Source organism: Mycobacterium kubicae, from assembly GCF_015689175.1.
Taxonomy (GTDB): domain Bacteria; phylum Actinomycetota; class Actinomycetes; order Mycobacteriales; family Mycobacteriaceae; genus Mycobacterium; species Mycobacterium kubicae.
Window position 1 is genome coordinate 3,726,575 of sequence record NZ_CP065047.1, and the last position, 23,564, is coordinate 3,750,138.

Consider the following 23,564-nt stretch of genomic DNA (forward strand, 5'->3'; position numbering starts at 1 on the left):
CCGATCGCAGGACCACGCATAGGGAAAATTCTAAGTTGCGCTTCCGGAGAAACTCATCTTGTGGTGATGCGGGCGATGGACCGCAGCGGAATCGATACCGCGACTATGAAGAAGGCCGCTGCGGCTGGCCTGCTGGATGGTCCGGCCATCAATTTCGCTGCCAACACACTGATCATCGTGGTGACACCGGGCACCCCAGACACCTCACCTCGTTTCAGGATCTGACCCAGCCCGACCTGTCAGTGGTGGTATGCGCGCCGCCGGTACCGTGCGGGGCCGCCACCGCGAAGGTCGAAAAAGCCACTGGTGCACAACTTTGGCCCGTCAGCGAAGAATCCCAGGTCACCGACGTACTGAATAAGGTGGTCACCGGCAGGCCGACGCCGGCGTCGTCTATGTCACCGACGCCCAGGCGGCAGGTAACAAGGTCACCGCGGTGGCCTTCCCGGAAGCCGCCGGCGGTCAACACCTACCCGATCGCTGGGCTCAAGCAATCCACGAAATTCTCAGCTGGCCCATCAATTCTTCGACGCCGTCACCAGCGAGGCCGGACTAAAAGAACTCACTGCCGCCGGCTTCGCCAAGCCGTAAACCCAGCATCTCGGATCGGCCAGCCCAAGGGTTGCCGATTGGTTCGGCGCCGTCCGCGGCGCTGCGGTCTCCGAATGACTGGTGTCGAGCACCCCGGGCGGCCGTACGGCCCGCCCACCCGGGCCCTAGATCCCCTAGGACGCAGGCATACGTAATCCGCCTCGGGCGTTGAGTCAGGCGTAATGGCTTACCAGGTCAACTAGGGATTGAAACGTCCCGGGGAGGGTGCGATAGTGGGGTCGCATTCGCGCAAGCGGCTCTGAGCTTAGCAATCTCATGTTATTGACGGTCAGCAGATGCCGTAGTGCGGCAAAAGTGCGAGTGTGTGATTTCTCGACATAGTTGGCAGCTGTCTCGCGACATAGTTGACACTTCTGCACATCGGGAGGTCAGCCATGTCGAAGGCGCAGCTCGTCATCACTGCCGTGGTCCTCGAAGGACGCAGCAAAAGCGCCGTGGCCCGCGACTACGGCGTCTCCCGACAATGGGTCCAGCAACTGTGCAAACGCTACGAGGCCGAAGGCGACGCCGCCTTCATCTCCCGGTCACGGCGACCCCACCACAGCCCGCAGGCTGTCAACCCCGAGGTCGAGGAGCGCATCGTGCGGCTGCGCAAGACCCTGACCAAACGCGGTCTCGACGCCGGCGCCGACACCATCGCCTCCCGCCTGGCCACCGACCCCAGCCTCACCAACGTGCCTGCCATATCAACGATCTGGCGAATCCTCAAACGCCGAGGTTTCATCACACTGAACCGCCCCGGGATGTCTGGAGACTCCACTTCTTGGGAAGGATGGAGTCATGCCTGGAAGCACGTCGAGGAGGTACCCGCCGGAGCTGCGTGAGCGGGCGGTGCGGATGGTCGCCGAAATCAGCGATCAGCGCGAGTCACAGTGGGCCGCGATCGGCGAGGTCGCCCGATTGCTGGGTGTGGGATCGAGCGAAACGGTGCGCAAGTGGGTGCGCCAGGCCGAGGTCGATGCCGGCGCTCGGCCGGGAACTACCAGCGAAGAGTCGGGCGAGCTCAAACGCCTGCGGCGGGAGAACGCCGAACTGCGCAGGGCCAACGTTATCTTGGGCGGGCTCGACTGTTTGGGGGCGTGATCTGGGTGTTTGTGTCGTGGACGGTGTCCGTGATGTGGGTGTCGGCGATGCGGTTGGCGCGGAGCTGTCCGTGCAGGAGTGCGATCTGGTTTCGTAGTTGACGGTTTTCGTTGTCGAGTTCGCGGATGCGTTCGTGTGCGAGGGTGAGGCGTTGGCGCAGGGAGGCGTCGGAGCCGCGCTCGACTGGGGCAGGTGGTGCCGGCTCGGGCGTCTCCGATATGGCGGTCAGTCGGCGGAGTTGGTCGCGCAGTGCGGGCTGGGCATACAGCCATGAGCGGGAGACGCCGGCGAGGGCGGCGATCTGTGTGATAGTGCGCCGCTGGCCGGTTTCGCCGAGTTCCTGCAGGGCTTGCCGGGCGCGTTGGAGGGTGTCGGCGCGGCGGCGTTGGGCAGCGGCGAGGAGGTAGTGGCTGTTGTCATGGCGCATCGGATGGTTCCTTTCCGCAGCATGTTTCGCTGCCCGCTGCAGCGCACCGGCAGTCGCGTTGGTCGGTTTCGAGGGTGGCGATGATGGTAAGCAGGTTGGTTTCGACGGTGTGGTTCATCTCGGCCAGGCGGGTGTGGCCGTCGGTTTGAGCACGCGAGATCAACGTGCGGGTGTCATCGAGCTGCTTGCGGTGTTGGGGTAGGAATTCGGCGGTCGTGATGAACAGCGGACAAGTCAAACATGCGTTGGCGTGCGGGCACGATTTCTGTAGTGGCAGACCACAATAGCCGTTGGGCAGCGCTATTTTCGCGCGTGCAAGGTTCTGCTTCATCCACTCGCCATCGGCGAGGGGCCCGTCGACGGTGATGTCGACCGGCTCACCGTGGATGTTGATCTTCTGGGCGCGTTCCCACTGCTCTCGTATGGTGGTGTCGGCCAATCGGGCATACACGGCGGTCATGGTGTGGCTGGTGTGGTCGAGCAGGCGTCGGACCACTTCCTGCGGCACCTCATGGTTGATCCATCGTGTGGCCGCCGTGTGCCGGAACTGATGAGCGGTGATATGCGCTGGCTGACCGAGTTCATCTGTGACACCACATGTTTCGAGCCACTGCCCGAGCTGGAGGTGGAACGTCACGGTGGGAATGGGCAGCCGTCCGTCGGGGTTGGCGCTGCTGCGCGGCAGCAACACGGCGGTGGTTGGAAACCGCTGCCGGGTGCGCTCCTGCTGCGTCTGGATCATGGCGGTGAGTTCGTCGTCGATGGGCACCACCGCGTCGCGGCGCATCTTATGGTTGCGGTAGCGCAAATAGACCGCGCCCTGCGGGTCGCGAACCAGACAGTCCAGCGCCAGCCGGGTGGCGTCGCCAATGCGCAGGCCGGTGCGGATGAGGACCTCCACCAGCAGCCGGATCCGCGGGTCGCTGATCCGGTCGAGGTTGGCCGGGCTTTCCAACTGGCCCATGACGAACTCGGGAATCGCCCGCGGTGCCGGTGTCTCGTCACGGCGGGGCTGGTCGCTGGGATACAGCTGCGCCTCGGCCGGCAGCGATGCCCACCGGTGCTGGCGAACGGCATTCAGAAACCCGGTCACACAGCCGATCTCGGCGCTGCGGGTCTTCGGTTGTGGGATCTCAACGGCCAGTCGAGCCAGGTAGGCCTCCAGCGCTGCCCGCTCGAGCGCACCCGGGCCCGACGAGCTCGCTAGTCCGGGCATGAACTGCGACAAACGAACGAGCGCGAGGCGATCACTGCGTAGCTGCCCCAGCCCGACTCCGCACGACATGCGCCACCGGCACCATCGTTTGGCCAGCTCTCGAAGCCAGACTGGGTGCACCGCAGTGAAATCCAGTTTGGCCCCGTCATGGCCGGAAACACCGAGCCGCCGTAGCCGCCACACGTCACGCTGGTATTCGCTGTCCCAGCCGGTCCCGTCGCGCAAATCGAGCACGCACTCGATCGCGTAACCGAGGAACGCGCGCGGGGTGTTGACCGACGCCGCGGCCGGCAGCCCGGCCAGCCAGTCGGCCAGCGGACGATCCAGCAGCGACTCGGCCCCGGTTGCCGACAAGTGGTCCAGCAGCGGCTTGATCGATCGCGGTGTGGTGCGGGTTCGGTTCAGGTCGACGCGGCATTGCAGCGCGTAGCCGATCTCCAGCCGCAACTGCGGCCGCAGCGGCCGCAAGTCGAAGCGATCCTCGCCGTAGCTGGCGCAGTAGGCGATGAACTCCGCCGCCGACGGGCGACCACGCAGCCGCCACCGCCGGTGGTGGGAATGACACCACCCGGCGTCCAGTTCGGCCCACAACATGCACCCCGGGATGGCGCACACCGCTGCCGGCGTGCCGGCCACGTCCGGCTTCCACCGATCCACCACTGGGCGTCCGGCCTTGTCCCAGGCGTGGGAATGCGTGTAGCACAACCGATACCGATGCTGCCCGAAGCCGCAACCGGGCACCAGGCACGATTGCAGCGGCCGGTACCCCATCACCTCTGGATCAGCGGTCGCCGCCCACGCCCGTCGGTCATCCGGGCGACCCGCCTTTCTCCACCGGCCCAGATGGGCCGGGCAGAGCCCGGCGTAGCGACTCGAACGCACACACCCGGGCACCGCGCATGCCGGCGACCCGAGAATCGGATCCGCGACGGCGGGCACCAGCACCTCGACCCGGAACTCCGCACGCACCGCTGCGCCCAAACGCGCAACCCAGCCGGGCTCAATCGGCGGCGCCAGCACCTCGACGCTCACCACGACCCATCCCGGTCCGCCAGCCACCCCGCGGCCACCAACGCGCGGCGGGTGTCCTCGACCTTCAGATGCGCGTACGCGTCACTGGTCGTCGCGATCGACGCGTGCCCCAACAGATGGGCCACCACCTCGACCGGCACCTGGCGGCGCAACAACTCTGTCGCATACGAGTGGCGAAAAGTATGCGGCCCGAACATGATTCCGGTCCGCTCCCGCAATCGGCAGACCAAATCGTAGACGCTGGCATACGTCAACGGATACCCAATAGGACCGGACCACAAGTTGACGAATACGTAATCGCTGTCCAGCTCGCCGTACTCGCCATGCAGATAATCCGCATACAGCCGGATCACCGCGCCCGGCACCGGCACCTGGCGACCCCCGCCCTTGGCTCGGGCACGATTCGTATTCACCCTCGGCACCACCGTCACCAGCCGAGCAGCCGCATCGATGTCGCTGTGCCGCAACCCCAACGCCTCACCAACCCGCAGCCCGGATGCAGCCAGCAGAGAAAACAGGAACCGATCCCGCAGCCGATCACAGGCCGCCACGATCGCCGCGACCAGTTCCGTGTCCAGCGTGTCCGGGATGCGCCGCTGGGCCCGTAACCGGATCCGCCTGCTGCGCTCCGGTCGAGATCCCAGGTGCGCCAGCAGTGGTCGCCACGATCCACCATGTCCCTTATGCCGCTGCCAGGTCGTCAACAGATCACCCAGGTCCACTCCGTGGCGCTGATGGAATTCATAAAACGCCGAGATTGCCGATAGCTTGCGGTTCACCGTGGCCTCCGAGCACATGCTCTCCGCCGTCGGCAGCGCTGACACATTGCCCACTCGCCCCGCCGCGGGTAGTCGCAGCCACGCCACGAACCGGCCCACCTCCTCCAGTCGCACCCGCGACCACACCAGGCCGCCCCGATCGAGGAACTCGAACCAATCCCGCAGATCATGGGCATAGGCCTTGACCGTGTTCGGTGAGCGCTCGATCGCGTGCAGATGCGACAAGAACGCCTCGACCGGCTCCACCACCACCGCATCCTGATCCACCAGCGTCCACGATTCGCGGTCGCCGAACGGCATCACCACCGACTGCACCCGCAGCCCAGGACTCGTCACAGACACCGAAGATAACTGGTCCACAACGCATTTCCCGGCATCTCCGAACGCGTGTCGTCTACATGGTGAACAGCTTCCTCACGGCCTCAGATAACGAACGCTATTTTGAAGACAGCGTCGGCTTTCTTCGCGGCCGAACTCGACCGGCCAACACACTGATCACCCGATTCATCGCCGATCATCAGGGCCACCGCGACGGCCCGGATGGTCTGCGCTGGGGTGTCGAGTCGATCTGCACACAGCTAACCAACCTCGGCGTGCCGATCGCCCCATCCACCTACTACGAGTACGCCCACCGCGAGCCCAGCCGCCGCCAGCGCCGCGATGACGAGCTCAAGAAACACATCACGCGGATCCACGGCGCCAACTACCGCGTCTACGGTGCTCGCAAGGTGTGGCTCACCCTCAACCGCGAGGGCATCGACGTGGCCGGGACTGCCCCCGGTTTAGTTGACTCCTGACCTGTGAGGATTCGTCCTCGCTGGAAGGATCATCACCGTGCCAAAACCGTTTCCCGCAGAGTTCCGTGCCGATGTCATCGCTGTGGCCCGCAAGGGCGAAGCGCCGCTGCGCCAGATCGCGAAGGACTTCGGGATCTCCGAGGCCTGCCTGCATCGCTGGCTCAAGATCGCCGACCGCCAAGACGGCGTGGACCGGCCCGGGTCACCGGGCGTTGCTGATGACGTCGCCGCGCAGCTGCGCGAAGCGCACAAACGAATCAAGCTCCTCGAGCAGGAGGCCGAGGTCATGCGCCGCGCGGTCGGCTACTTGTCCCGGGACGCCAACCCAAAATGATGTACCCGCTGGTCCTCGACCTTGCCGATGACGGATCCCCATCACGGTGACCTGCCGGGTTCTTGGGTTCTCCACCCAAGCCTTTTACAAATGGCGCAAGGCGCCTCTCGCGCAGCGTGATTGGGACGATGCACACCTGATCAACGCTGCCCGTGAGATTCATGCCGATGATCCCGCCTTCGGATATCGATTTATCGCAGACGAGCTTCCCGGTCGCGGAATCGTCGCCGGGGAGAACCGTGTCGCGCGGTTGTGCTCCCAGGAGCGGATTTGGTCGATGGTTGCGTCCAGCAGAGTGGTGTACGAGTCGGAGCTGATCAGCGGTACCGGCGTGTCGTAGCCGAGTGAATGAAGGTCATCGCGTGATTCTTCGAGAGACCGTCCAGAGTCACTCGAGCAAAGGAATCAACGCGATGACCACTGCCCACGATATCGACCTACCGACCGTGTTGGCCGAACGACTCACCACCTGCCACCCCGACGTGCTGCGCGAGTTATTGGCCACATTCATCCATACCCTGATGGGTGCTGAAGCCGATGCTCTGTGCGGTGCCGGATACCGGGAGCGCAGCGCCGAGCGGTCCAATCAGCGAAACGGCTATCGGCAGCGCCAGTTCGACACCCGGGCAGGCACATTGGATCTGGCGATCCCCAAGCTGCGTCAGGGCTCGTACTTCCCGGACTGGCTGCTGGAACGCCGCAAACGCGCCGAGAGGGCACTGACCACGGTGGTGGCCACTTGCTATCTATTGGGCGTGTCGACGCGACGGATGGACAAACTCGTCGAGACCCTCGGTATTACGTCGCTGTCGAAGTCTCAGGTGTCGGTGATGGCCAAAGAACTCGACGCCGCGGTGGAAGCCTTCCGGACCCGACCGCTGGACGCCGGCCCGTACACGTTCATGGCTGCTGACGCCCTGGTCCTTAAAGTGCGCGAGGCTGGCCGGGTGGTCAACGTGCACGCGCTGATCGCTACCGGGGTCAACGCCGAGGGCTACCGCGAAATCCTGGGTATAGACGTCACCACCGCTGAGGACGGGGCCGGCTGGTTGACGTTCCTGCGCTCGCTGACCGCCCGCGGTCTGTGCGGGGTCGCACTGGTCACCTCGGATGCTCATGCCGGGCTCGTCAATGCGATCGGCGCCACTTTGCCAGGAGCGTCGTGGCAGCGGTGTCGCACCCATTACACGACCAATCTGATGGCCGTCACCCCGAAGAGCTCCTGGCCGTGGGTGCGCACCCTGGTGCACTCGGTGTTCGATCAGCCTGACGCTGATTCCGTTGCCGCGCAATATGATCGGGTTATTGACGCACTGGCCGACAAGATGCCCAAGGTTGCCGCGCACTTGGAGGACGCCCGCGCGGACCTGTTGGCGTTCACCGCCTTCCCCAAACAGATCTGGCGCCAGATCTGGTCGAACAATCCCCTATCCGTTAACCGGCTCTCCGGGGACACGGTTCGGGCTGCAGCGTGAGGTTCACGCACAAGCGCTGAGCACGGATGGATGCTGTCTGCATCTCGGTGGGGGAAGGCGGAGCGGCGATGCGGGTACTCAAGAGCGACAGCGGATATGTCCTGGAGGGCGACTGGGACGGGCAGGACGCGGTGAACGCGTTTCTCAACCATTTGGCGGGACGGGGGTTCAGCGCGGCCACGGTGCGGGCCTACGCATTCGACGTCGCCAATTTGAGCCGGTTCCTCGTCCAGCAAGCGGTCGGGCTCGCCGCGGTCGATGCGCCGTTGGTGTTCGACTGGATCGACTGGCAAGGCGTCCGCCGAACGGACCAGCCCACCGGCGGTCACCGCTCGTCGACCCCGCCGGCAGCTTCGACGGTGAACCGCCGGGTCGCGGCAGTGCGCGCGTTATTCGAGTATCTGGTGATGACCGGTGTCTGCACCGACAATCCGGTGCCGTCGCCGCGGCGGGGACAGGGGCTGCGCCAGTCGCAGCGGGGGTTGCTCGGTCATCTGGGTCCCGGGCGTGCACGCAGTGGCGGTAGGTTGGTGCGTCAGCCGCAGCGTCTTCCGGAATCGTTGTCCACCAACGATGTCGACGCGTTCCTGGCGACACTGGCAACGCACCGGGACCGGGCGATGGTGCTGGTGATGCTACTCGGAGGGCTGCGTTCGGCCGAGGCGCGTGGCCTGCTGCTCGCCGACGTCGATATGGGCCGGCGCCGGCTTCGGGTGATCGGCAAGGGCGGCAAGGAACGTCATGTCCCGGTCGATGCGGCGTTCTTCACCGAGCTCGCCGCCTACCTGCGATGGGAGCGGCCGCCGGGGTTGGCGACGCCGCAGTGCTTCGTAGTGCTGCGCGGCCCGACGACCGGTGCACCGGTCAGCGAGGCCGGGCTGCGCAGCCTGTTCCGTCGGCACCGGGAGACCTCTGGCGCCACAAGAGTCCGCCCGCACCGTTTACGGCATACCTACGGCACCGAATTGTCGGCGGCCGGAATCGATCTGCTGGCGTTGCGGGCGTTGATGGGGCATGTCTCGCCGGAGACCACGGCCCGCTACGTGCATTTGTCGATCGAGCAGCTCGCCGCCGAATACGGTGCTGCTCGTGCGACGTTGGCCGGAGCCCGGCAGTGACCACGGTGTTGGTCGGCCAACCCGTAGGCGCCGACGAGGTGGTGGCGGATTATCTCGACCACGTCGCCACCCTGGGTTTGAGCGGGCGGGCGGTACGCGACCGGATTCGGATCGCTCGCGACTTCACCGCACGCCACCGCGACCTGCACGCCTGGATGACGCTGCCGGCAGCCGAGCGGATCGCCGAGATACGGGACACCGGGGCGTGGCCGCTGATCTGTCACACGATCGGCACCGGCCGGTTACGGCTGGACGTCGAGCTGGCCGCGGTCAAACAGTTGACCGGGCTGGGCCGCGCAGTGGAGGACCGGGATCCGAGCGGATTCGCCGCGTTGCGGAATGCGGGAATTCGGTTGGGCTGGAGGAGTTCCTGGGTCGAGACGGTCCTCGGCGAATGTCTGGCGGTAGTGCTGGCACACCACGGCGGAATGGTCGCCGACCTGACCGGCGACGCGCTCGACGACTTCGACGCCGCGCTGTCACGTACCGTGGTGCCGCCATCGTCGCGGCGGGCATACAGGGGGCGGCTGGCCAGCCTGCGGCAGCTGTTGTTCGAGACCGCGGTCATCGACACCGCGCCGAAACGCCGGCGGTGGGCCCGTAGCCTCGAGCAGCGCTTCACCGAGGTGGAGATGCCCGACCCGATCCGTCAGACGTTGCTGCGCTACATCGGCGTGCGCGCGGCGGTGCTGCGGCCCAAATCGGTCGAGTCGCTGATCAACGACCTGCTGCCCTTCGCCGAATACCTCACCGCTCACCATCCCGACGTCATCAGCCTGCGTGAACTCGACCGGAGCTGCATCGAGGGCTACCTGAAATGGAATCGCACCCGGGGCTGGCGTGGTCAGCGCGCCGCCGCGGGCGCCGGGCGCACCGTCTCGGCCGCGGTGGCCCAGTCGGCAGTGCTCAGTCTGCGCAACCTGCTCGACGACATCACCGCCTGGGGCTGGGCGCAGGCCCCACCACGGCGGTTGGTATTCGCCGCCGACGTCCCCAAACTCGACCAGCCGTTGCCACGCGCGCTAGCACCCGATGTGGACGCGGCAGTGATGAACGCCGTTGCCCACCTGCAGGATCCGTTCGCCCGCATCGGCCTGACCGTGCTGCGTGGTGCCGGCCTGCGGGCGGGGGAACTGCTCGACCTCGAACTGGGCAGCATCATCGACTACGGACCGGCCGGAACCTGGCTGAAGGTGCCACTGGGCAAGCTCGCCACCGAACGCATGGTCCCGCTCTCCGCCGCGACCCTCGCCGCGCTCGACGAGTGGGTCGCCCTCCGCGGCACGCACCGGCCGCTGCCGCACCCACGCACCGGCGTGCTCACCGACTTTCTGTTCACCCGGCACGGACGCCGCCTGGGCTACACCCGGCTGCGCAACGGGCTGCTCACCGCCGCTGAATCCGCCGGGTTGCACCGTCCCGACGGCGGCGTCCTGATGGTCACTCCACATCAGTTGCGCCACACCTGGGCCACCGAACTCGCCAACGCCGGGATGAGTCTGCAGGCCTTGATGTCCTTACTCGGGCACGTCACTCCACAAATGACGATCCGCTACGCCACCCTGGCCTCGCCCACCCTGCGCGCGGCCTACGACGAAGCGATGGGCAAGATGCGCCGCCAGTTCACCCTCACCCCGGTCGGCAAACCGATCCTGCCCGACAAGGTCGGCTGGCTGCACAGTGAAATGCTGAAAACCCGCGTTGCACACGGATACTGCGCTCGCCACGAATCCGCGGGCGCGTGCCCTTATGCCAACATCTGCGAAACCTGCGACAACTACGTCACCGCCCCCGAATTCCGCGACACGCTCACCGACCAACTCGCCGACGTCCAGGCCCTCAGAACCGACGCCGAGTGCCGCGGCTGGACCGACGAAGCCGCCCGCCACGACCGCGTCGCCCACGCCCTTACCGACCACCTCCAGCGCCTCGATCGATGAACATCCCACCCCGACGGGTTGACCCGCCCCCGAGGGCCGGATAAAGGAACGACTCAACAAAGAGATCCGCCGCCGCACCGACGTCGTCGGCATCTTTCCCGACCGCAACGCCCTCATCCGCCTGGTCGGTGCTGTCCTGGCCGAACAACACGACGAATGGGCCGAATCGCGCCGCTACCTCGGCCTAGAGCTCCTCAGCAAATCCCGCGCCGACCACACGCCATCAGCAGAACAGGAGGGCAGCCCGGCGGCACTGACCGCCTGAACTATTACCTCGAAGAATCACACGACGACGTCGTACACCACGTCCCTGGACTTGACCTGGTCGATCTTCGCCAAGAAGCGTGGATTGAATCGTCGATCCGGCCCACCTGTCCATGACGATCTTGTGCAGCGTCAGTTCAGCGCCCAAGCCCCAGACCGGCTGTGGCTGGCCGACATCACCGAGCATCCCACGGATGAAGGCAAGCTCTACCTGTGCGCCATCAAGGACGTGTACTCCAACCGGATTGTGGGCTACTCGATCGACTCGAGAATGAAGTCTTCATTAGCGGTGGCCGCCCTGGATCACGCCGTCGCATTGCGATCACCCATCGCGACGATCGTTCATTCCGACAGGGGCAGCCAATTCAGGTCACGAAAGTTCGTCCACGCACTGTCGCACAACGGGTTACACGGGTCGATGGGCCGCGTCGGCGCGTGCGGGCACAACGCCGCCATGGAGTCGTTTTTCGCCCTTCTGCAACGCAACGTGCTCGACCGGCGACGCTGGCCCACCCGGGCCGAACTACGCCTGGCAATCGTGACCTGGATCGAGCGGACCTACCACCGCCGCCGCCGGCAACGCGCACTCGGCAAGCTCACCCCGATAGAGTTCGAACTGCTCCACACACCAGTCGCAACCGCGGCCTGAAATTCACACCCCGCGAGTCAACTAAACTCGGGGCAGTCCCCAATGTCATCGAGCAACGACCCACCAACACTGCCGCTGTTGTCGTTGGATGATTCTTCACCGTGAACTACCGTGAGCACGGGCGTACCTTCCCGAACCAGCGCGCCAACGCCGGCTCTTGATCAGACCTAATAGGACTTTCAGATCATTCCCGGGAAGGTGCGCCCGCTTACGTCACCTCGCCGAGGACCATCCACAGGTTCTGATCAAACGCCAGAGCCCAGCAATAGCGCTACACGCCGAGGGTCTACCACGAGTAGTCAGCAGCCAACGCGACTACTCGACTGAAACAAATTTATCCGAGCCTCACGTGTGGCTGGAGCGATGCGCGGGGCCGTGGGTATCTTCGCAATGCGCAGCGGTGGCGGGCGTACCGGGCTCGCTGACTTCCGATTGCTCAAAGTCAAGCTGCAGCGTGGTGTGCGAGATTCCGTACTCGTGCGAAAGCAAATGCGCCAGGTCGACTCGGGTGGCGTGGTAGTCGCGACCCTCAGCGACGATCACGTGCGCCGATAGCGCCGGTTCGCCCGAGGTGATTTCCCAGACGTGCAAGTCGTGAACCTCGACGACCGCGTCGTGCGCAGCCATCGCCTGACCGATTGCGGTGGGATCGACACCCTGCGGAGCAGCCTCAAGGAAGATTAGGCTCGCCGCACGCACCAACCCGAACCCTGCCCTGACCATCAACGCCACCACAACCAGCGTGGCGATCGCATCAGCACGCTCAAACCCGGTGAAAACTATTATTACCCCCGCCACGGCCGTAGCGATGAACGCGAACAAGTCGTTGAGGATGTGCTGAAAGGCGCCTTCTACATTGAGGCTGGCTCTGTTCGCTCGGCTGATCATCCACGTCGCAGCCACGTTTACGACTACACCCACTAGCGCTGTGACCAGCACCAGCATGCCGGTGACCTGCGGCGGATCGATCAAGCGGCCGACCGCCTCGTAGCCTAGCCACCCCGCAAGCACCAGCAACGTCACACCGTTGGCTTGCGCGGAGAGTATCTCAACGCGCCTCCAACCGTAGGTCATTCGGCCCGCCGCCGGTCGCGCCGCAAGCCGGATCGCCCACAGCGCCAACGCGATTGAGGCCGCATCGGTGAGCATGTGCGCCGCATCAGAGATCAACGCCAACGACCCCGCAATGACCCCGACCACGACCTCGCCCAGCATGAAAGCGGTGATCACGGCCAGCGCTCCGCCTAGCCAGCGCCGGTCAGCATCCGCCGAGGCGTGCCCATGTGTGTGGGAGTGGCCGGCGCTCACGTCTGCGCCTCTGCAGCCTTAACCATCCGACAAACATATGCGTACATTGCGATACATGCAATACCTCTCCGGGGGGAGTCACTGCCACGACGCGAGAGCGAGGCAAATGGAGAGGCGATGTAGTGACAAGCTTCGTCGCTGTGTCAACCGATGAGCGCTTCGAGCAGTCGTTTCATTGTTGTATCAACAACTACTAGTATCAACGCATGGAGCAGAACCCGATCGATTCCTGCGATCTCGTGTGCCTAAATCTGCCCCACGCAGAGTCCCTCCGTGCGTTGTTGCCACCGTCGGATCGCATGGAAGGTGCAGCATCCGGTGCTCGGGCATTGGCTGATCCCACACGGTTGACGATTGCGACGGCACTATGGCACGGCACCGAATTATGCGTGTGCGATATGGCGTGGGTGGTGGGGCAGGCGCAGAACTTGGTGTCTTATCACCTTCGCCAACTGAAGAGCGCAGGGCTTGTGTCGTCACGTCGACAACGACAGCTGGTGTTGTACCGGCTTACCGAGCGGGGTCAAGCCCTCACCGAGGTGGTAGTGGCGGCGACGACCGTCACCGGTGACAAGGAGCCGGGTCATGTCTGATACCTGTTGCAGTCCCGCGAACGACCCCCATGCCGGTGGACCCGAAGCAGGACCCGAGCGAATCTGGCAAGTGCGGGAACTGCGACTGGCGGTACTAGCCGCCGTGCTATTGATTGCCGGATGGCTCGTCGGCCGAGCCGGCCACCACACGCCTGGACTTGCCTTGGAACTGGCCGCCGCCAGCGCTGGCGCGGCCACGTTCATGCCCGGCAGCATCCGCAATCTAGCGCGCGGGCGCGTTGGGGTGGCAACACTGATGACGATCGCCGCAGCCGGTGCGGTGGCACTGGGCCAAGTTACTGAGGCGGCGATGCTGGGCGTATTGTTCTCGATCGCCGAGGGCCTCGAACACTTCGCGGTGTCGCGCACCCGGCGGGGCCTGCGTGCGCTTCTCAGCCTGGTGCCGCCGACAGTGTCGGTAGTGCGCAACGAACACGAAATCTCGGTGGAGCCAAACGATCTGGTGGTCGGCGATGTGATGATCCTGCGCCCAGGAGAGCGCGCTGCGACCGATGGGATGATCACGTCCGGGCGCACCAGCCTAGACGTGTCGGCGATCACCGGCGAGTCAGTTCCGGTAGAAGCCATACCGGGCGACGTGGTGCACGCCGGTGCCATCAACGGGGGCGGGGCGATCGAGGTTGCGGTAACGGCCCGGGCAGACGAGAGCTCGCTGGCCCGCATCGTGCATATCGTCGAAGAGGCACAGGAACGCAAGGGTGCCGGTCAGCGGCTGGCCGACCGCATCGCACGTCCCCTGGTGCCGGCGATCATCGGCCTAGCGGTAACAGTTGCCGGAATTGGCGCTCTACTGGGCGATCCGATGTTGTGGCTTGAACGCGCTTTAGTAGTACTTGTTGCCGCCTCGCCGTGCGCTCTTGCCATCGCCGTGCCGCTGACGGTTGTCGCCGCAGTGGGGGCCGCCAGCCGCCAAGGTGCACTTGTGAAAGGTGGTGCGGCGCTTGAAGAGTTGGGCCGCATCCAAGTCATCGCCCTCGACAAGACCGGAACACTGACCCGCAACGAACCCCAAGTCGTGGAAACGCTGACAGTCACCGGCACGACGACAGCCGAAGCGCTGCAGCTCGCGGCCGCGCTGGAAGCCCGAAGCGAACACCCGCTGGCCCAGGCCATCCTGGCTGCCGCGGGGGCCCATATCGACTCGGCGGAGGACGTCGTTGCGATCGCCGGCCATGGTTTGACTGGACGACTTGATAACACCACGCTGCGGCTGGGCAAGCCTGGCTGGATTCCTGCGGGCCCGCTAACCGACGATGTGGCCCGCCTGCAGCAACAGGGCGCGACGGTCGTGTTGCTCGAACGCGACGGAAACATGCTGGCAGCCATAGCAATCCGCGATGAACTGCGGCCCGAGGCTCGCGAGGCCGTCGACCTGACACGCCGGATAGGCATCGAGCTTGCCATGCTCACTGGAGACAACCGACGTACCGCGGATACTCTGGCCGGTCAATTAGGCATCGAGACGGTGCATTCTGAGCTGGTTCCCGAAGACAAAGCGCGGCTACTAAGCGAGCTTGCACGCGGACGGCCGATCGCCATGGTGGGCGATGGCGTCAACGATGCACCCGCATTGGCCACGGCCGACATCGGAATCGCCATGGGAGCCATGGGAACCGATGTGGCCATCGAAACTGCGGACGTTGCATTGATGGGCCATGATCTTCGCCACCTGCCCCAGGTGTTGGCGCACTCGAGGCGGGCCCGGCGGATCATGGTGCAAAACATCGGCCTGTCGTTAGCCATTATCGCCGCGCTCATCCCCATGGCCGCCCTCGGTGTGTTGAGCCTAGCTGCCGTGGTGTTCATCCATGAATCCGCTGAAGTACTAGTCATCCTCAACGCAATCCGCGCCGCACGGACCCGGCCCCTGCCCGGACTCACACAACTGCCACCGGTAACCTCCGCGACCCACCACGTCACCATCGGTCAACCCCCCGCACCGGCGGCGTCCTGCTGCGGCGGTTCCGTCGCTGCCCGACCACAGGCGCTGAAGTTGGTGCCCACAGAACCTGCACCCCCGTGCGGTGACGACTGCCCGTGTTGCCAACCCGACACCGAACCGTGATGGCCGAACCCCTCTCCCGCGCAAGGCCATACACTTCGCCACTTCCTCGACCAGGAGCCTGAACGCTGTGCACTGCGCTGCGCAGAGGTCAAGTAATCCGAGCAGCGCGGCGACACCCACGTCACTGGGCTCGAGCTATCACTGGCGTGAGCTGCAGGCTTCCACTTCGCTGGGCCGTCGACCAGCTTGGCGCTCCAGCACGGATTTGCGACAGCCGCTCAACGAGCCGAACCCTATCTTCCGAGAATCTTGGGAGCCGAGTGGCTTCGACTGCCATGCCAGCTCGAAAGTCCTCGCGATAGGGGGCATCTGACTGCCTTGCGTGAGTCGTGTAACTGGTATAGCTCATTGCGCCAAGTCGAGCAACCGCATCAGTGTCACACCGGTCTACGACCCCGCAGCATCTGGGGTGCGGTACTGAGGGCAGTAGGAAGCAACCGAAACGCCAAGGACATAGCCGGCCTCGTGTACCGACAGATCGGTATCTCTTGCGAGCGATAAAGCTAGGTTGGTGGGCGTCTGGCCTGCGTCTAGTTCGGCGCACATCCTATGCCCCGTCGCGACCGCGGCCTCGCGGTTCGCGAAGACTACCCCGTGTTTCTTGAGAGCCGCGAGGAACGCATCATCAGATTGATCCGCCGATGCCGGTGTTGCCAAGCGCAGCGCAGTGGCGGAGAGCACGAGCGCGCTGATTGCGAGCAACTTCGCACGATCTGCAGTCGTTTTGGCCATGTCAATCACTTTTCTTGTACGCCCCCGCGAGCAGCAGGGAGCCGTGCTCGGCATTTCGCCGGCCGGGATCTCGCGCTCGCAAATTTGCCGTCTTACTCTCGCGATCAGCCCTGCAACTGGTTGTACACATTCAGCATTTGCACCCTGCGCCCCACTCGTCACAGCGAGGCAAGGATGTTCTGCATAGTGTCAATCTCCTGCTGCTGGCTCGACACTATTGAACGCGCCATTGCGGTCGCCGGAGGAAACTGACCGGATCCGATTTCATTCTGCGCCATACTGATTGCGCCGCGATGGTGCTCAATCATTTGCGACAAAAATAACTTGCTCGCCTCGACGCCCTGCGCGTTTCGAAGTGCTGCCATGTCTCCCTCGGGCATCATTCCACCTCCCGCCGGCATCCCGCCACCATTCGGATTTCCACTTTGACTGGGCGAAGGACCCATACTCGGCATCGCGGTCTGGCCGGGATCCATCCCGGTTGTGGTCGGCATCGCGGACGCGCCCCACTGGCTCAACCAACTCTGCATCTGCTGAATCTCGGGCCCTTGAGCCGCCTTTATCTGGTTGGCAAGGTTCACTACGCGGGGGTCGATCCCTTGCTTGCCCAGCACAATGTCGCTCATCTCGATTGCCTGCTGATGATGTTGAATCATGTGGTGCGCGAACGTCACGTCGTTTGCGTTGTGTGCACCCGCAGCAGACCCCGATGTCGAGACGCCACTGGTCGCCCGGCCCCCTTGGTCGTTCCCCGAATTACTGCACGCGCTCACACTGACTAGCCCGGCTATCGCCAATACAGCGACAGAAAGCACGAAGCTTCTTCTCAACACTGCGGTCCTTTCCTCGGTTGCCGGCGAATTCGTCGGGGCACCAGCACGGCAGAGCCACATCTCGACCCAGTGTTCCCTACTCCCCTGCAGTCCAACCACTGGCCCCACGGAGATTATGTTTAGTGCGCGCCGCCATTTCGGTGGGTCGAGTTGGAGGTAACACGTCATCGCCGGATTTGTTCATGCAAGCGACACCACTCGTCCGATCACGACGAAACGACCTCGCCGATGACATATTCGCGATGGTAGACCCCCAACTCAGCAACAATGCAAACAGCCTATCGATGCTCTTGCGCCGCTACATCACCCGAGGGTCACGTCAGCGGTACCGCCGTCACTGCGGGCACAGTGCGCCGTCGACACGCGGCTAGGGTGCGGCTGCAACCGGTGAGCCCGGGGCGACGACTCGCTCAGATCGGTTATGGGAGAACCGCTGCCACGATGGTGGCGCCGATGGAGGCGTCCGCGTTGTTTCGCGTTTTCGTGCACACATCTGCATTGGAACAGAGGCCTATAGCTGGGCCAAGCTTCCCCCACACCTCGATTTGGGTTGCGGTCAACCTTGACCTGTTCCCGGTTCCCCGGACGGTTGGTGTTGGGTGTTCACGCGGCCGTGTTCGTGGTCGTGTGGTGTCTTTCGTAGTCGATGGGGCTGCGGTAGTCCAGGGCACTGTGGCGGCGCACCGGGTTGTAGAAGGCTTCGATGTATTCAAAGATTGCTGTGGCGAGCTCGGCGCGGGTGTTCCAGGTGCGGCGGTCGAGGAGCTCGATCTGCATAGAGCCGAAGAACGATTCGATCATCGCGTTATCGAACGCAGAAGCGACTCGCCCCATGGAGCCCAGCAGGCCGGCCTCGCGTAGCCGGTGGCCGAAAAGCCACGAGGTGTATTGAGTCCCACGGTCCGAATGGACCACTGTGCCAACGGGTTTGCGGCGTAGGCGGGCCATGTCCAGGGCGTCGGCGACCAGTTCGGTGCGGAGGTGATCTGCGATCGACCAGCCCACTACCCGGCGGGAGTACACGTCGAGCACGACCGCGGCGTATATCCAGCCTTCGCAGGTGCGGTGCTGGGTGTAGGGGTCGGACCGGGGCGCGGTGTCGGCATTTCTACCGATCCGTTTCCCCGGCCCGCCCTCCGAACCCGCCGAGCGAATTTCTCCGCAACGGGCTCTCCACGGATTCAGGCCACTGGTGCAGTGATGTCCGTCGGCCTCGCTGTCCAAGGGGTGATGATTTTCGTGCCCCGGTAGCGGTATCGGGTGACCTCTACCTTCTGCGGCCGAAACATCGCCGTCTTGCCTTCGCGGATTTGCCAATTGGGCAGGAACCGTCGATGGAAGACGCCCCACGCCAGCCCGTGGTGCCGTTTGCGCATCCAAGTCACCACCCGCCACCATGTGAAGTGGTCGAGGTAGTCGAAGGTGCGTTTGGACACCCCGTGCTGGAAGTAATTGCACCATCCCCGCAGGACGGGGTTGAGTTGGCGCAGCAGATCAGCGAGCGTTCGATGTTTGTGTCGCCGCGTCAGATTCCTGACTTTGTCGGTGATGGACATAAGTGCCTTCTTCGACGGCCAGGTGTAGACGTAGTGCTTGGTCGTGCCCCTTTTGATCTGCCGTTGGATGCGGAAGCCGAGGAACTCGAACCCCTCGTCGACGTGGCAGATCCTGCTCTTCTCGACCGACAGGCGCAGGCCCATCGGCGCGAGCACTGCTGCGATCTCGTCCCAAAGCGCTTCGGCATCAGCGCGAGTGCCGTGGACCATGACACAGAAATCGTCTGCGTAGCGGACGATTTTCATGGTCGGAACTCCGGCGCGTCGATGCTTGGCACGTGTCCATTCCGGGCCGAGCGCCTTCCACTTCGCGGCGAAGTGCTCGTCGAGAACGGACAGGGCGACATTGCTGAGCAGTGGTGAGAGGATTCCGCCTTGCGGAGTGCCGGTGATGGTGTCCCGGTAGCCGAGATCTTTCGAGAGAATCCCGGCTTTGAGGAACGACTTCACCAGGGCCAGAACGCGTTTGTCCCCGACACGTCGCCGCACCCGGCCCATAAGGGCCGAATGCGAGATTTCATCGAAGCACGCCGTGATGTCTCCCTCGAAAACCCAGTGATAGGCCCGTGAGCCGCTGGCGAGGTGATGGATCTCAGCGATGGCGTCCTGGGCTCGCCTGCCCGGCCGGAACCCATATGCGCACGGATGAAAGTCCGCCTCGAAAATGGGCTCCAGCACCAGCTTCAGCGAAGCTTGCACGACCCGGTCGGCGACGGTCGCGATACCCAGGCGGCGGAGCTTGCCGTTCGCCTTCGGGATCATCACCTCCCGCACCGGATCCGGCCGGAATATCCGCTCCTTGAGTTCCTCGCGGAGCCGCTGAAGCAGTCCGACCGCCTCTGCCGCACCGACAGACCGCGGTGCGGTCCCATCGGCACCGGCTGAGCGCGCACCCTTGTTCGTCCGCACCCGCTCCCACGCGAGGGTGAGGAATGCGGGGTCATAAACGAGGTTGTACAAATCATCGAAACAGCGGTCGCTTTCATCAACCGCCCAATGGTGCAGTTTGCGTTGCATCCTGCGTACCCGCAGCTCGGCCGTGTCCGGGTCGGGCCACAAAGCACTCGTATTCACAAGTGACCTCCACAGTCTGCGTACTCGCCGCGAACCCGCTGGAGCCCTTTGCCATGCGACCGGCTTTCCCGGCCTCGGACTACTACGGCTCCTCCGCCCCACCACACCGGCATCAGCCGACGACTGCCTACCCCTCCAGCCCGGCTGGCTGCCGGATCTGACCGGGGACCGGCGCGGTGGTTCCCGTGTTCACTGTCAACCGTTTGACGGGTGAGGTGTCCAGCTATGCCCCTGCGACCTCGTCACGGCTACGCCGCAGTCCTTCACCGTGACCTCCCGAACCGGCGACATCAACCGGCCCACGAGTTCCCCGCCCTCAGGGCGGGTGCGCGTCGCTGCCCAGCCCGCATCCGCCAGGTTGGAGCTGGTGGTCTTCTCTTAAGAGGCGTTCAGCCGCTGGTTCCTCGCGTACACCTTCCCGTCTCGCTAGCCGGACCCGACCCGTCTGGCAGTACCAGGCCGTCCCGGCGTTGTCGGGGCTGCTTCCCACCCTCACCAAAGTCTCTTTAGATCAGGCTGCCCCCAGCTTCTACCGGGCCACTGCGATGGCTCGGCGACGGTGGTCTCTCACCTCCGTTCGGTTGAACAGCGCCTCACGGCGCTCGATGTCGGTGACCCACAACCGGTCGGGACCTTCGGCGCGGAACTGCCGCTGAACCAGATCCGGCCACGATGCGGCCGCCGGCGGTTCCCGCCTCCAGCGGCGGCGATGAACGCCCTGCACGCCAACCAGTTTCATGCACCGCCACACCCGCTTATGGCTGACCTCAATCCCATGGCCGTGACGCAGCTCAGCCTGGATACGGCGCACCCCGTAGGTTTGACGCGACGCGGTGTGAATTGCGGTGATGGTGTTGGCCAGCTCGGCGTCGTGGCGGTCGCGATCGCAGGCCGGCCGAGTGCGCCATTCGTAATAGCCGGACGTCGACACCTGCAGGATCCGGCAGGTCAGCGCGACAGGGAAGCCCTGCGCAGCCAGCTCTTGGACCAGCCGGAACCCTATTTTGGGAGGATGTTGTCCCGGGCGAAGTAGGCGCTGGCCCGTTTGAGGATCTCCACTTCCATCTCCAGAACCCGCTTTTCTCGGCGCAGCCGCACCAGTTCAGCGCGCTCATCGCGGGTCAGGCCCTCTTTGTGGCCCTCCTCAACGTCGGCCAGATCCATCCATCGACGCAAACAGGACTCGCTGATCCCCAGATCTTTGGCAACCTTGGCGATCGGCTTCTCCCGCAGACGGGCCAACTCCACCGCACGACGGCGAAACTCCTCCGGATGAGCAGCAGGCATCTTCTCTCGGACTCCTTCCCTTGAGACGATCATCGCCTCAACCTCGGTGTCCGGGAAATCGGGAACAGGTCAACCTTCCGTTATGACCATCGTCCAATTTCATGCCGAACTTAACTGCACCAGTATTCGACGACACCAGCACCTCACTCACTCGAACGAACCATGCATCCGCAGCACCCTCCGATGTTCGCCGTACGCCCGGTGCCAGCTCTACTATCTACGTAAGGAGAAAGTAGGATGTTCGACATCATGTGCTCGGCCCACGAAGGCCAGCGCAACCCGCTACCCGCATTTGGAGGCCCCCGGTGCGCATTCGAGGATTCGGGGAGCTCGAGGCGGTCATTATGGACCGTCTCTGGATCCGCGACCCGGCCGTTCGGACCACAGTGCGTGAGGTGTTCGACGGATTGGCCGGCGAGCGCACCATCGCCTACACAACGGTCATGTCCACAATGGACAACCTCCATAACAAAGGCTGGTTGGCGAGGGAACGCGACGGCAAGGCGTACCGCTATTGGCCAACCCTGTCGCGTGAGGAGCACAGCGCTCGCCTGATGCGGGAGGCCCTTGACGGTGGTGGCCGTACAGATTTGGTGCTTCACCACTTCGTTGAACAGATCGACTCTGAGGAATCTGCGCGGTTGCGTGCCGCACTTCGCCGGCTGGCGGAACGAACGGATTAGCGTTGAGCACCGCCATCTGCCTTCTTGTGTACAGCCTGGCCGTGCTGCTTGCGGGACCACCGCTGGTAAATGCGCTGGCCCGCGATGGTTACGCCCCCCGCTTAGGGGTTGCGGCTTGGCTGGTCGCCATTGGCACCGTACTGCTCACTTGGTCAAACGCTGCAGGAATCATCACAGTCGAAGTGGCCGGCCACTGGGAGTACCCACGCAATGTCGTTGCGTCCTGCTTGGCCGCGTTGCGCGGCGTGGCGGCGGAAAGCGCAGGGAGTGCACTGCAGATTGCATCGTCTGTGGTCATGGCGGCGACAGCGCTGTTAGCCATACTCGCCGCGGGGAGACTGGCCAGAACCGTCTCGCGAATACGCGCCCGCGCACACCAGCACGCAGAGGCCGTGCGTCTTGTCGGTCACCCGACAGCAGACCCGCAAGTTGTAGTCTAGAGGCCGCCGAACCAGCCGCCTGATGTGTCTCGGGTCGCCCACCAGCAATCGTCGTCACCAGCGCTGCGCTTGCCGCACTGGATACCCGCGAGCTCGCGGCGGTGCTTGCGCACGAACGGGCCCATCTCACAGGACGACACTCCTTACGCGACGTCGCTCTTAACGTTGCTTTCAGGGCTATGGCTATCCCACGAGCCCTCGGCCGGTAACGCGACGATCTACGATCAAAACTGTGTGTAGCGGCGCTTGTCTGAAGTTTGAACGCTATCTTCACCAGGCATGACCGCCTCCGTATGAGCGCAGGTGAGTTCGCGCAGTGTTTGTGCGCTTCTCGGGGTTTGTGAACTCGCATCCCCCAGCAGCGGTGAAGGGATAGGTCAGCTGGTCGAGGTAGCCGCTGGGGTAGTCGGGTTTGGCAGCCATGCCGAGTTGATCGGTGCTGAACCGGCGATGCGGGTCGTAGGAGAACGTGCGCAACAGGTGATCCCACATCAACGTGAATAGGCCAAAGTTGACGTCGCCTACGCCGGCCCACTTCAGGTGATGGAAGCGGTGCCCCTCGTTGAGTGCCAGGAGGTATTTGGCCGGCCCGACGCGGTAGTCGGCGTTGGAGTGCTGGAGCAGCAACTGGATCGCGGTGGCGGTGGCCAGCGCTGCGGCAACGTTGACCGGCAGCCCGAGCAGAATCAGCGGGGCAACACCGGCAGCCATTTCGATGCTTTGGTGCAGCGGATGCTTCATCAAACCGTTGAGCCCGTAAAAGCGGGTCACGCTGTGGTGCACAGCGTGAAACCGCCACAGCACCGCGATCTTGTGGCTGGCCAGATGCACCAACGTGATGCCCAGATCGGCGACCAGGATCGCGATCACCAACTGTGTGACGAACGGCCAATGGCTGGGCCAAATCTCGGCGGCGGGCACCACAGCAGCCAACATGGGGATAGCGGCCACACTGGCCACGATGAGGGTTTCGTTGACCGCGGCGTGGATGCGGTCGCGCCAGCTGTCGGCCTGGTCGCGGTTCCACGACTCGTCGTAGGGGATCACCCGTTCAGCCACAAACGACGCGGCGATCCCGACGGTCACAACGAGCAGCAGCAGGTATTTCGGTGCGCCGTAGGCGGTGAGGCCGATGGCGGCGCCGTTGAGGCCAACCAGCATGAAGGGCGCGTATCCATAGCGGATCAGCGTCTGCCTCAGGGCTTTTGGTGGGACGTTGATGGCGGTCATGTCTTGAGTCTCGCCG

General features: G+C 64.2%; 17 protein-coding genes and 8 pseudogenes. 14 read left to right on the forward strand and 11 right to left on the reverse strand.

Features of this window, described 5'->3' with window-relative positions; translation table 11 throughout:
• Positions 1 to 93: 93 nt before the first annotated feature.
• From I2456_RS28605 to I2456_RS17505, 3 genes and pseudogenes are all read left to right on the forward strand, one after another.
• A pseudogene (locus I2456_RS28605) lies at positions 94 to 591 on the forward strand (extracellular solute-binding protein); the annotation flags it as partial.
• Between the two features lie 395 nt (positions 592 to 986).
• Positions 987 to 1,436, forward strand: a complete 450-nt coding sequence (locus I2456_RS17500) for a helix-turn-helix domain-containing protein (protein ID WP_169717217.1) — start codon at positions 987 to 989, stop codon at positions 1,434 to 1,436.
• A pseudogene (locus I2456_RS17505) lies at positions 1,393 to 1,668 on the forward strand (transposase); the annotation flags it as partial. The gene I2456_RS17500 and the pseudogene I2456_RS17505, both read left to right, overlap by 44 nt.
• Here the strand turns inward: I2456_RS17505 and I2456_RS17510 are convergent.
• From I2456_RS17510 to I2456_RS17520, 3 genes are read right to left on the reverse strand one after another with little or no spacing between them, the layout of a single operon-like run.
• Positions 1,661 to 2,122 carry a DUF6262 family protein gene (locus I2456_RS17510; RefSeq protein ID WP_007172469.1) on the reverse strand — a complete coding sequence of 154 codons (462 nt, stop codon included), beginning with the start codon at positions 2,120 to 2,122 and terminating at the stop codon, positions 1,661 to 1,663. The pseudogene I2456_RS17505 and the gene I2456_RS17510 sit on opposite strands and share 8 nt — an antisense overlap.
• Positions 2,112 to 4,370, reverse strand: coding sequence for a tyrosine-type recombinase/integrase (locus tag I2456_RS17515; RefSeq protein ID WP_241007748.1), 2,259 nt, complete (start codon positions 4,368 to 4,370; stop codon positions 2,112 to 2,114). The genes I2456_RS17510 and I2456_RS17515 overlap by 11 nt, the downstream gene beginning before the upstream one ends.
• Positions 4,367 to 5,449, reverse strand: a complete 1,083-nt coding sequence (locus I2456_RS17520) for a tyrosine-type recombinase/integrase (protein WP_033717226.1) — start codon at positions 5,447 to 5,449, stop codon at positions 4,367 to 4,369. The genes I2456_RS17515 and I2456_RS17520 overlap by 4 nt, the downstream gene beginning before the upstream one ends.
• 132 nt (positions 5,450 to 5,581) lie before the next feature.
• On the opposite strand from I2456_RS17520, the pseudogene I2456_RS17525 reads away from it, so the two are divergent.
• The 7 genes and pseudogenes from I2456_RS17525 to I2456_RS17555 form a co-directional block, all read left to right on the forward strand.
• Positions 5,582 to 5,916, forward strand: a pseudogene (locus tag I2456_RS17525) (IS3 family transposase); the annotation flags it as partial.
• A gap of 67 nt (positions 5,917 to 5,983) precedes the next feature.
• Positions 5,984 to 6,575, forward strand: a pseudogene (locus I2456_RS17530) (IS3 family transposase); the annotation flags it as partial.
• A 118-nt stretch (positions 6,576 to 6,693) separates the two neighbouring features.
• A pseudogene (locus tag I2456_RS17535) lies at positions 6,694 to 7,707 on the forward strand (IS256 family transposase); the annotation flags it as partial.
• Positions 7,708 to 7,823: 116 nt separating this feature from the next.
• Positions 7,824 to 8,873 carry a tyrosine-type recombinase/integrase gene (locus I2456_RS17540; protein ID WP_007172498.1) on the forward strand — a complete coding sequence of 350 codons (1,050 nt, stop codon included), beginning with the start codon at positions 7,824 to 7,826 and terminating at the stop codon, positions 8,871 to 8,873.
• Complete coding sequence (locus I2456_RS17545) at positions 8,870 to 10,813, forward strand: tyrosine-type recombinase/integrase (RefSeq protein ID WP_007172497.1); 1,944 nt, start codon at positions 8,870 to 8,872, stop codon at positions 10,811 to 10,813. Before I2456_RS17540 ends, I2456_RS17545 begins: the two co-directional genes overlap by 4 nt.
• Positions 10,814 to 10,859: 46 nt before the next feature.
• A pseudogene (locus I2456_RS17550) lies at positions 10,860 to 11,078 on the forward strand (transposase); the annotation flags it as partial.
• 42 nt (positions 11,079 to 11,120) lie between these two features.
• Positions 11,121 to 11,726 (forward strand): annotated as a pseudogene (locus I2456_RS17555) (IS3 family transposase); the annotation flags it as partial.
• A 345-nt stretch (positions 11,727 to 12,071) separates the two neighbouring features.
• On the opposite strand, the gene I2456_RS17560 reads toward I2456_RS17555, so the two are convergent.
• A complete protein-coding gene (locus I2456_RS17560) occupies positions 12,072 to 13,034 on the reverse strand; it encodes a cation diffusion facilitator family transporter (RefSeq protein WP_085072910.1) in 963 nt (320 codons plus the stop codon).
• A 299-nt stretch (positions 13,035 to 13,333) separates the two neighbouring features.
• Between I2456_RS17560 and I2456_RS29175 the strand changes: the two are divergent.
• Positions 13,334 to 13,492, forward strand: a pseudogene (locus tag I2456_RS29175) (ArsR/SmtB family transcription factor); the annotation flags it as partial.
• Positions 13,493 to 13,619: 127 nt separating this feature from the next.
• On the forward strand, positions 13,620 to 15,713 hold the full coding sequence (locus tag I2456_RS17570; protein ID WP_085072908.1) for a heavy metal translocating P-type ATPase: 2,094 nt from the start codon (positions 13,620 to 13,622) through the stop codon (positions 15,711 to 15,713).
• Positions 15,714 to 16,100: 387 nt separating this feature from the next.
• On the opposite strand, the gene I2456_RS17575 is transcribed toward I2456_RS17570, so the two are convergent.
• From I2456_RS17575 to I2456_RS17600, 6 genes are all read right to left on the reverse strand, one after another.
• On the reverse strand, positions 16,101 to 16,445 hold the full coding sequence (locus tag I2456_RS17575) for a DUF732 domain-containing protein (protein ID WP_085072907.1): 345 nt from the start codon (positions 16,443 to 16,445) through the stop codon (positions 16,101 to 16,103).
• A gap of 158 nt (positions 16,446 to 16,603) precedes the next feature.
• A complete protein-coding gene (locus I2456_RS17580; protein ID WP_371869957.1) occupies positions 16,604 to 17,275 on the reverse strand; it encodes a DUF305 domain-containing protein in 672 nt (223 codons plus the stop codon).
• Between the two features lie 606 nt (positions 17,276 to 17,881).
• Entirely contained in the window at positions 17,882 to 18,502 is a 621-nt protein-coding gene (locus tag I2456_RS17585; protein WP_163703924.1) for an IS3 family transposase, read from the reverse strand.
• Entirely contained in the window at positions 18,460 to 19,908 is a 1,449-nt protein-coding gene (gene ltrA, locus I2456_RS17590; protein WP_007168383.1) for a group II intron reverse transcriptase/maturase, read from the reverse strand. Before ltrA ends, I2456_RS17585 begins: the two co-directional genes overlap by 43 nt.
• A gap of 529 nt (positions 19,909 to 20,437) precedes the next feature.
• Positions 20,438 to 20,839 carry an IS3 family transposase gene (locus I2456_RS17595; RefSeq protein ID WP_186246559.1) on the reverse strand — a complete coding sequence of 134 codons (402 nt, stop codon included), beginning with the start codon at positions 20,837 to 20,839 and terminating at the stop codon, positions 20,438 to 20,440.
• Between the two features lie 68 nt (positions 20,840 to 20,907).
• Positions 20,908 to 21,195 carry a transposase gene (locus tag I2456_RS17600; RefSeq protein ID WP_163703934.1) on the reverse strand — a complete coding sequence of 96 codons (288 nt, stop codon included), beginning with the start codon at positions 21,193 to 21,195 and terminating at the stop codon, positions 20,908 to 20,910.
• A 344-nt stretch (positions 21,196 to 21,539) separates the two neighbouring features.
• On the opposite strand from I2456_RS17600, the gene I2456_RS17605 reads away from it, so the two are divergent.
• Both I2456_RS17605 and I2456_RS29180 read left to right on the forward strand, forming a co-directional pair.
• Positions 21,540 to 21,878 (forward strand): BlaI/MecI/CopY family transcriptional regulator, encoded by a 339-nt coding sequence (locus I2456_RS17605; RefSeq protein WP_241007750.1) that lies wholly within the window; start codon positions 21,540 to 21,542, stop codon positions 21,876 to 21,878.
• Positions 21,879 to 22,419: 541 nt separating this feature from the next.
• On the forward strand, positions 22,420 to 22,527 hold the full coding sequence (locus I2456_RS29180) for a hypothetical protein (protein ID WP_390637829.1): 108 nt from the start codon (positions 22,420 to 22,422) through the stop codon (positions 22,525 to 22,527).
• Positions 22,528 to 22,588: 61 nt separating this feature from the next.
• On the opposite strand, the gene I2456_RS17615 is transcribed toward I2456_RS29180, so the two are convergent.
• Positions 22,589 to 23,548 carry a sterol desaturase family protein gene (locus I2456_RS17615; protein ID WP_085073303.1) on the reverse strand — a complete coding sequence of 320 codons (960 nt, stop codon included), beginning with the start codon at positions 23,546 to 23,548 and terminating at the stop codon, positions 22,589 to 22,591.
• Positions 23,549 to 23,564 lie beyond the last annotated feature (16 nt).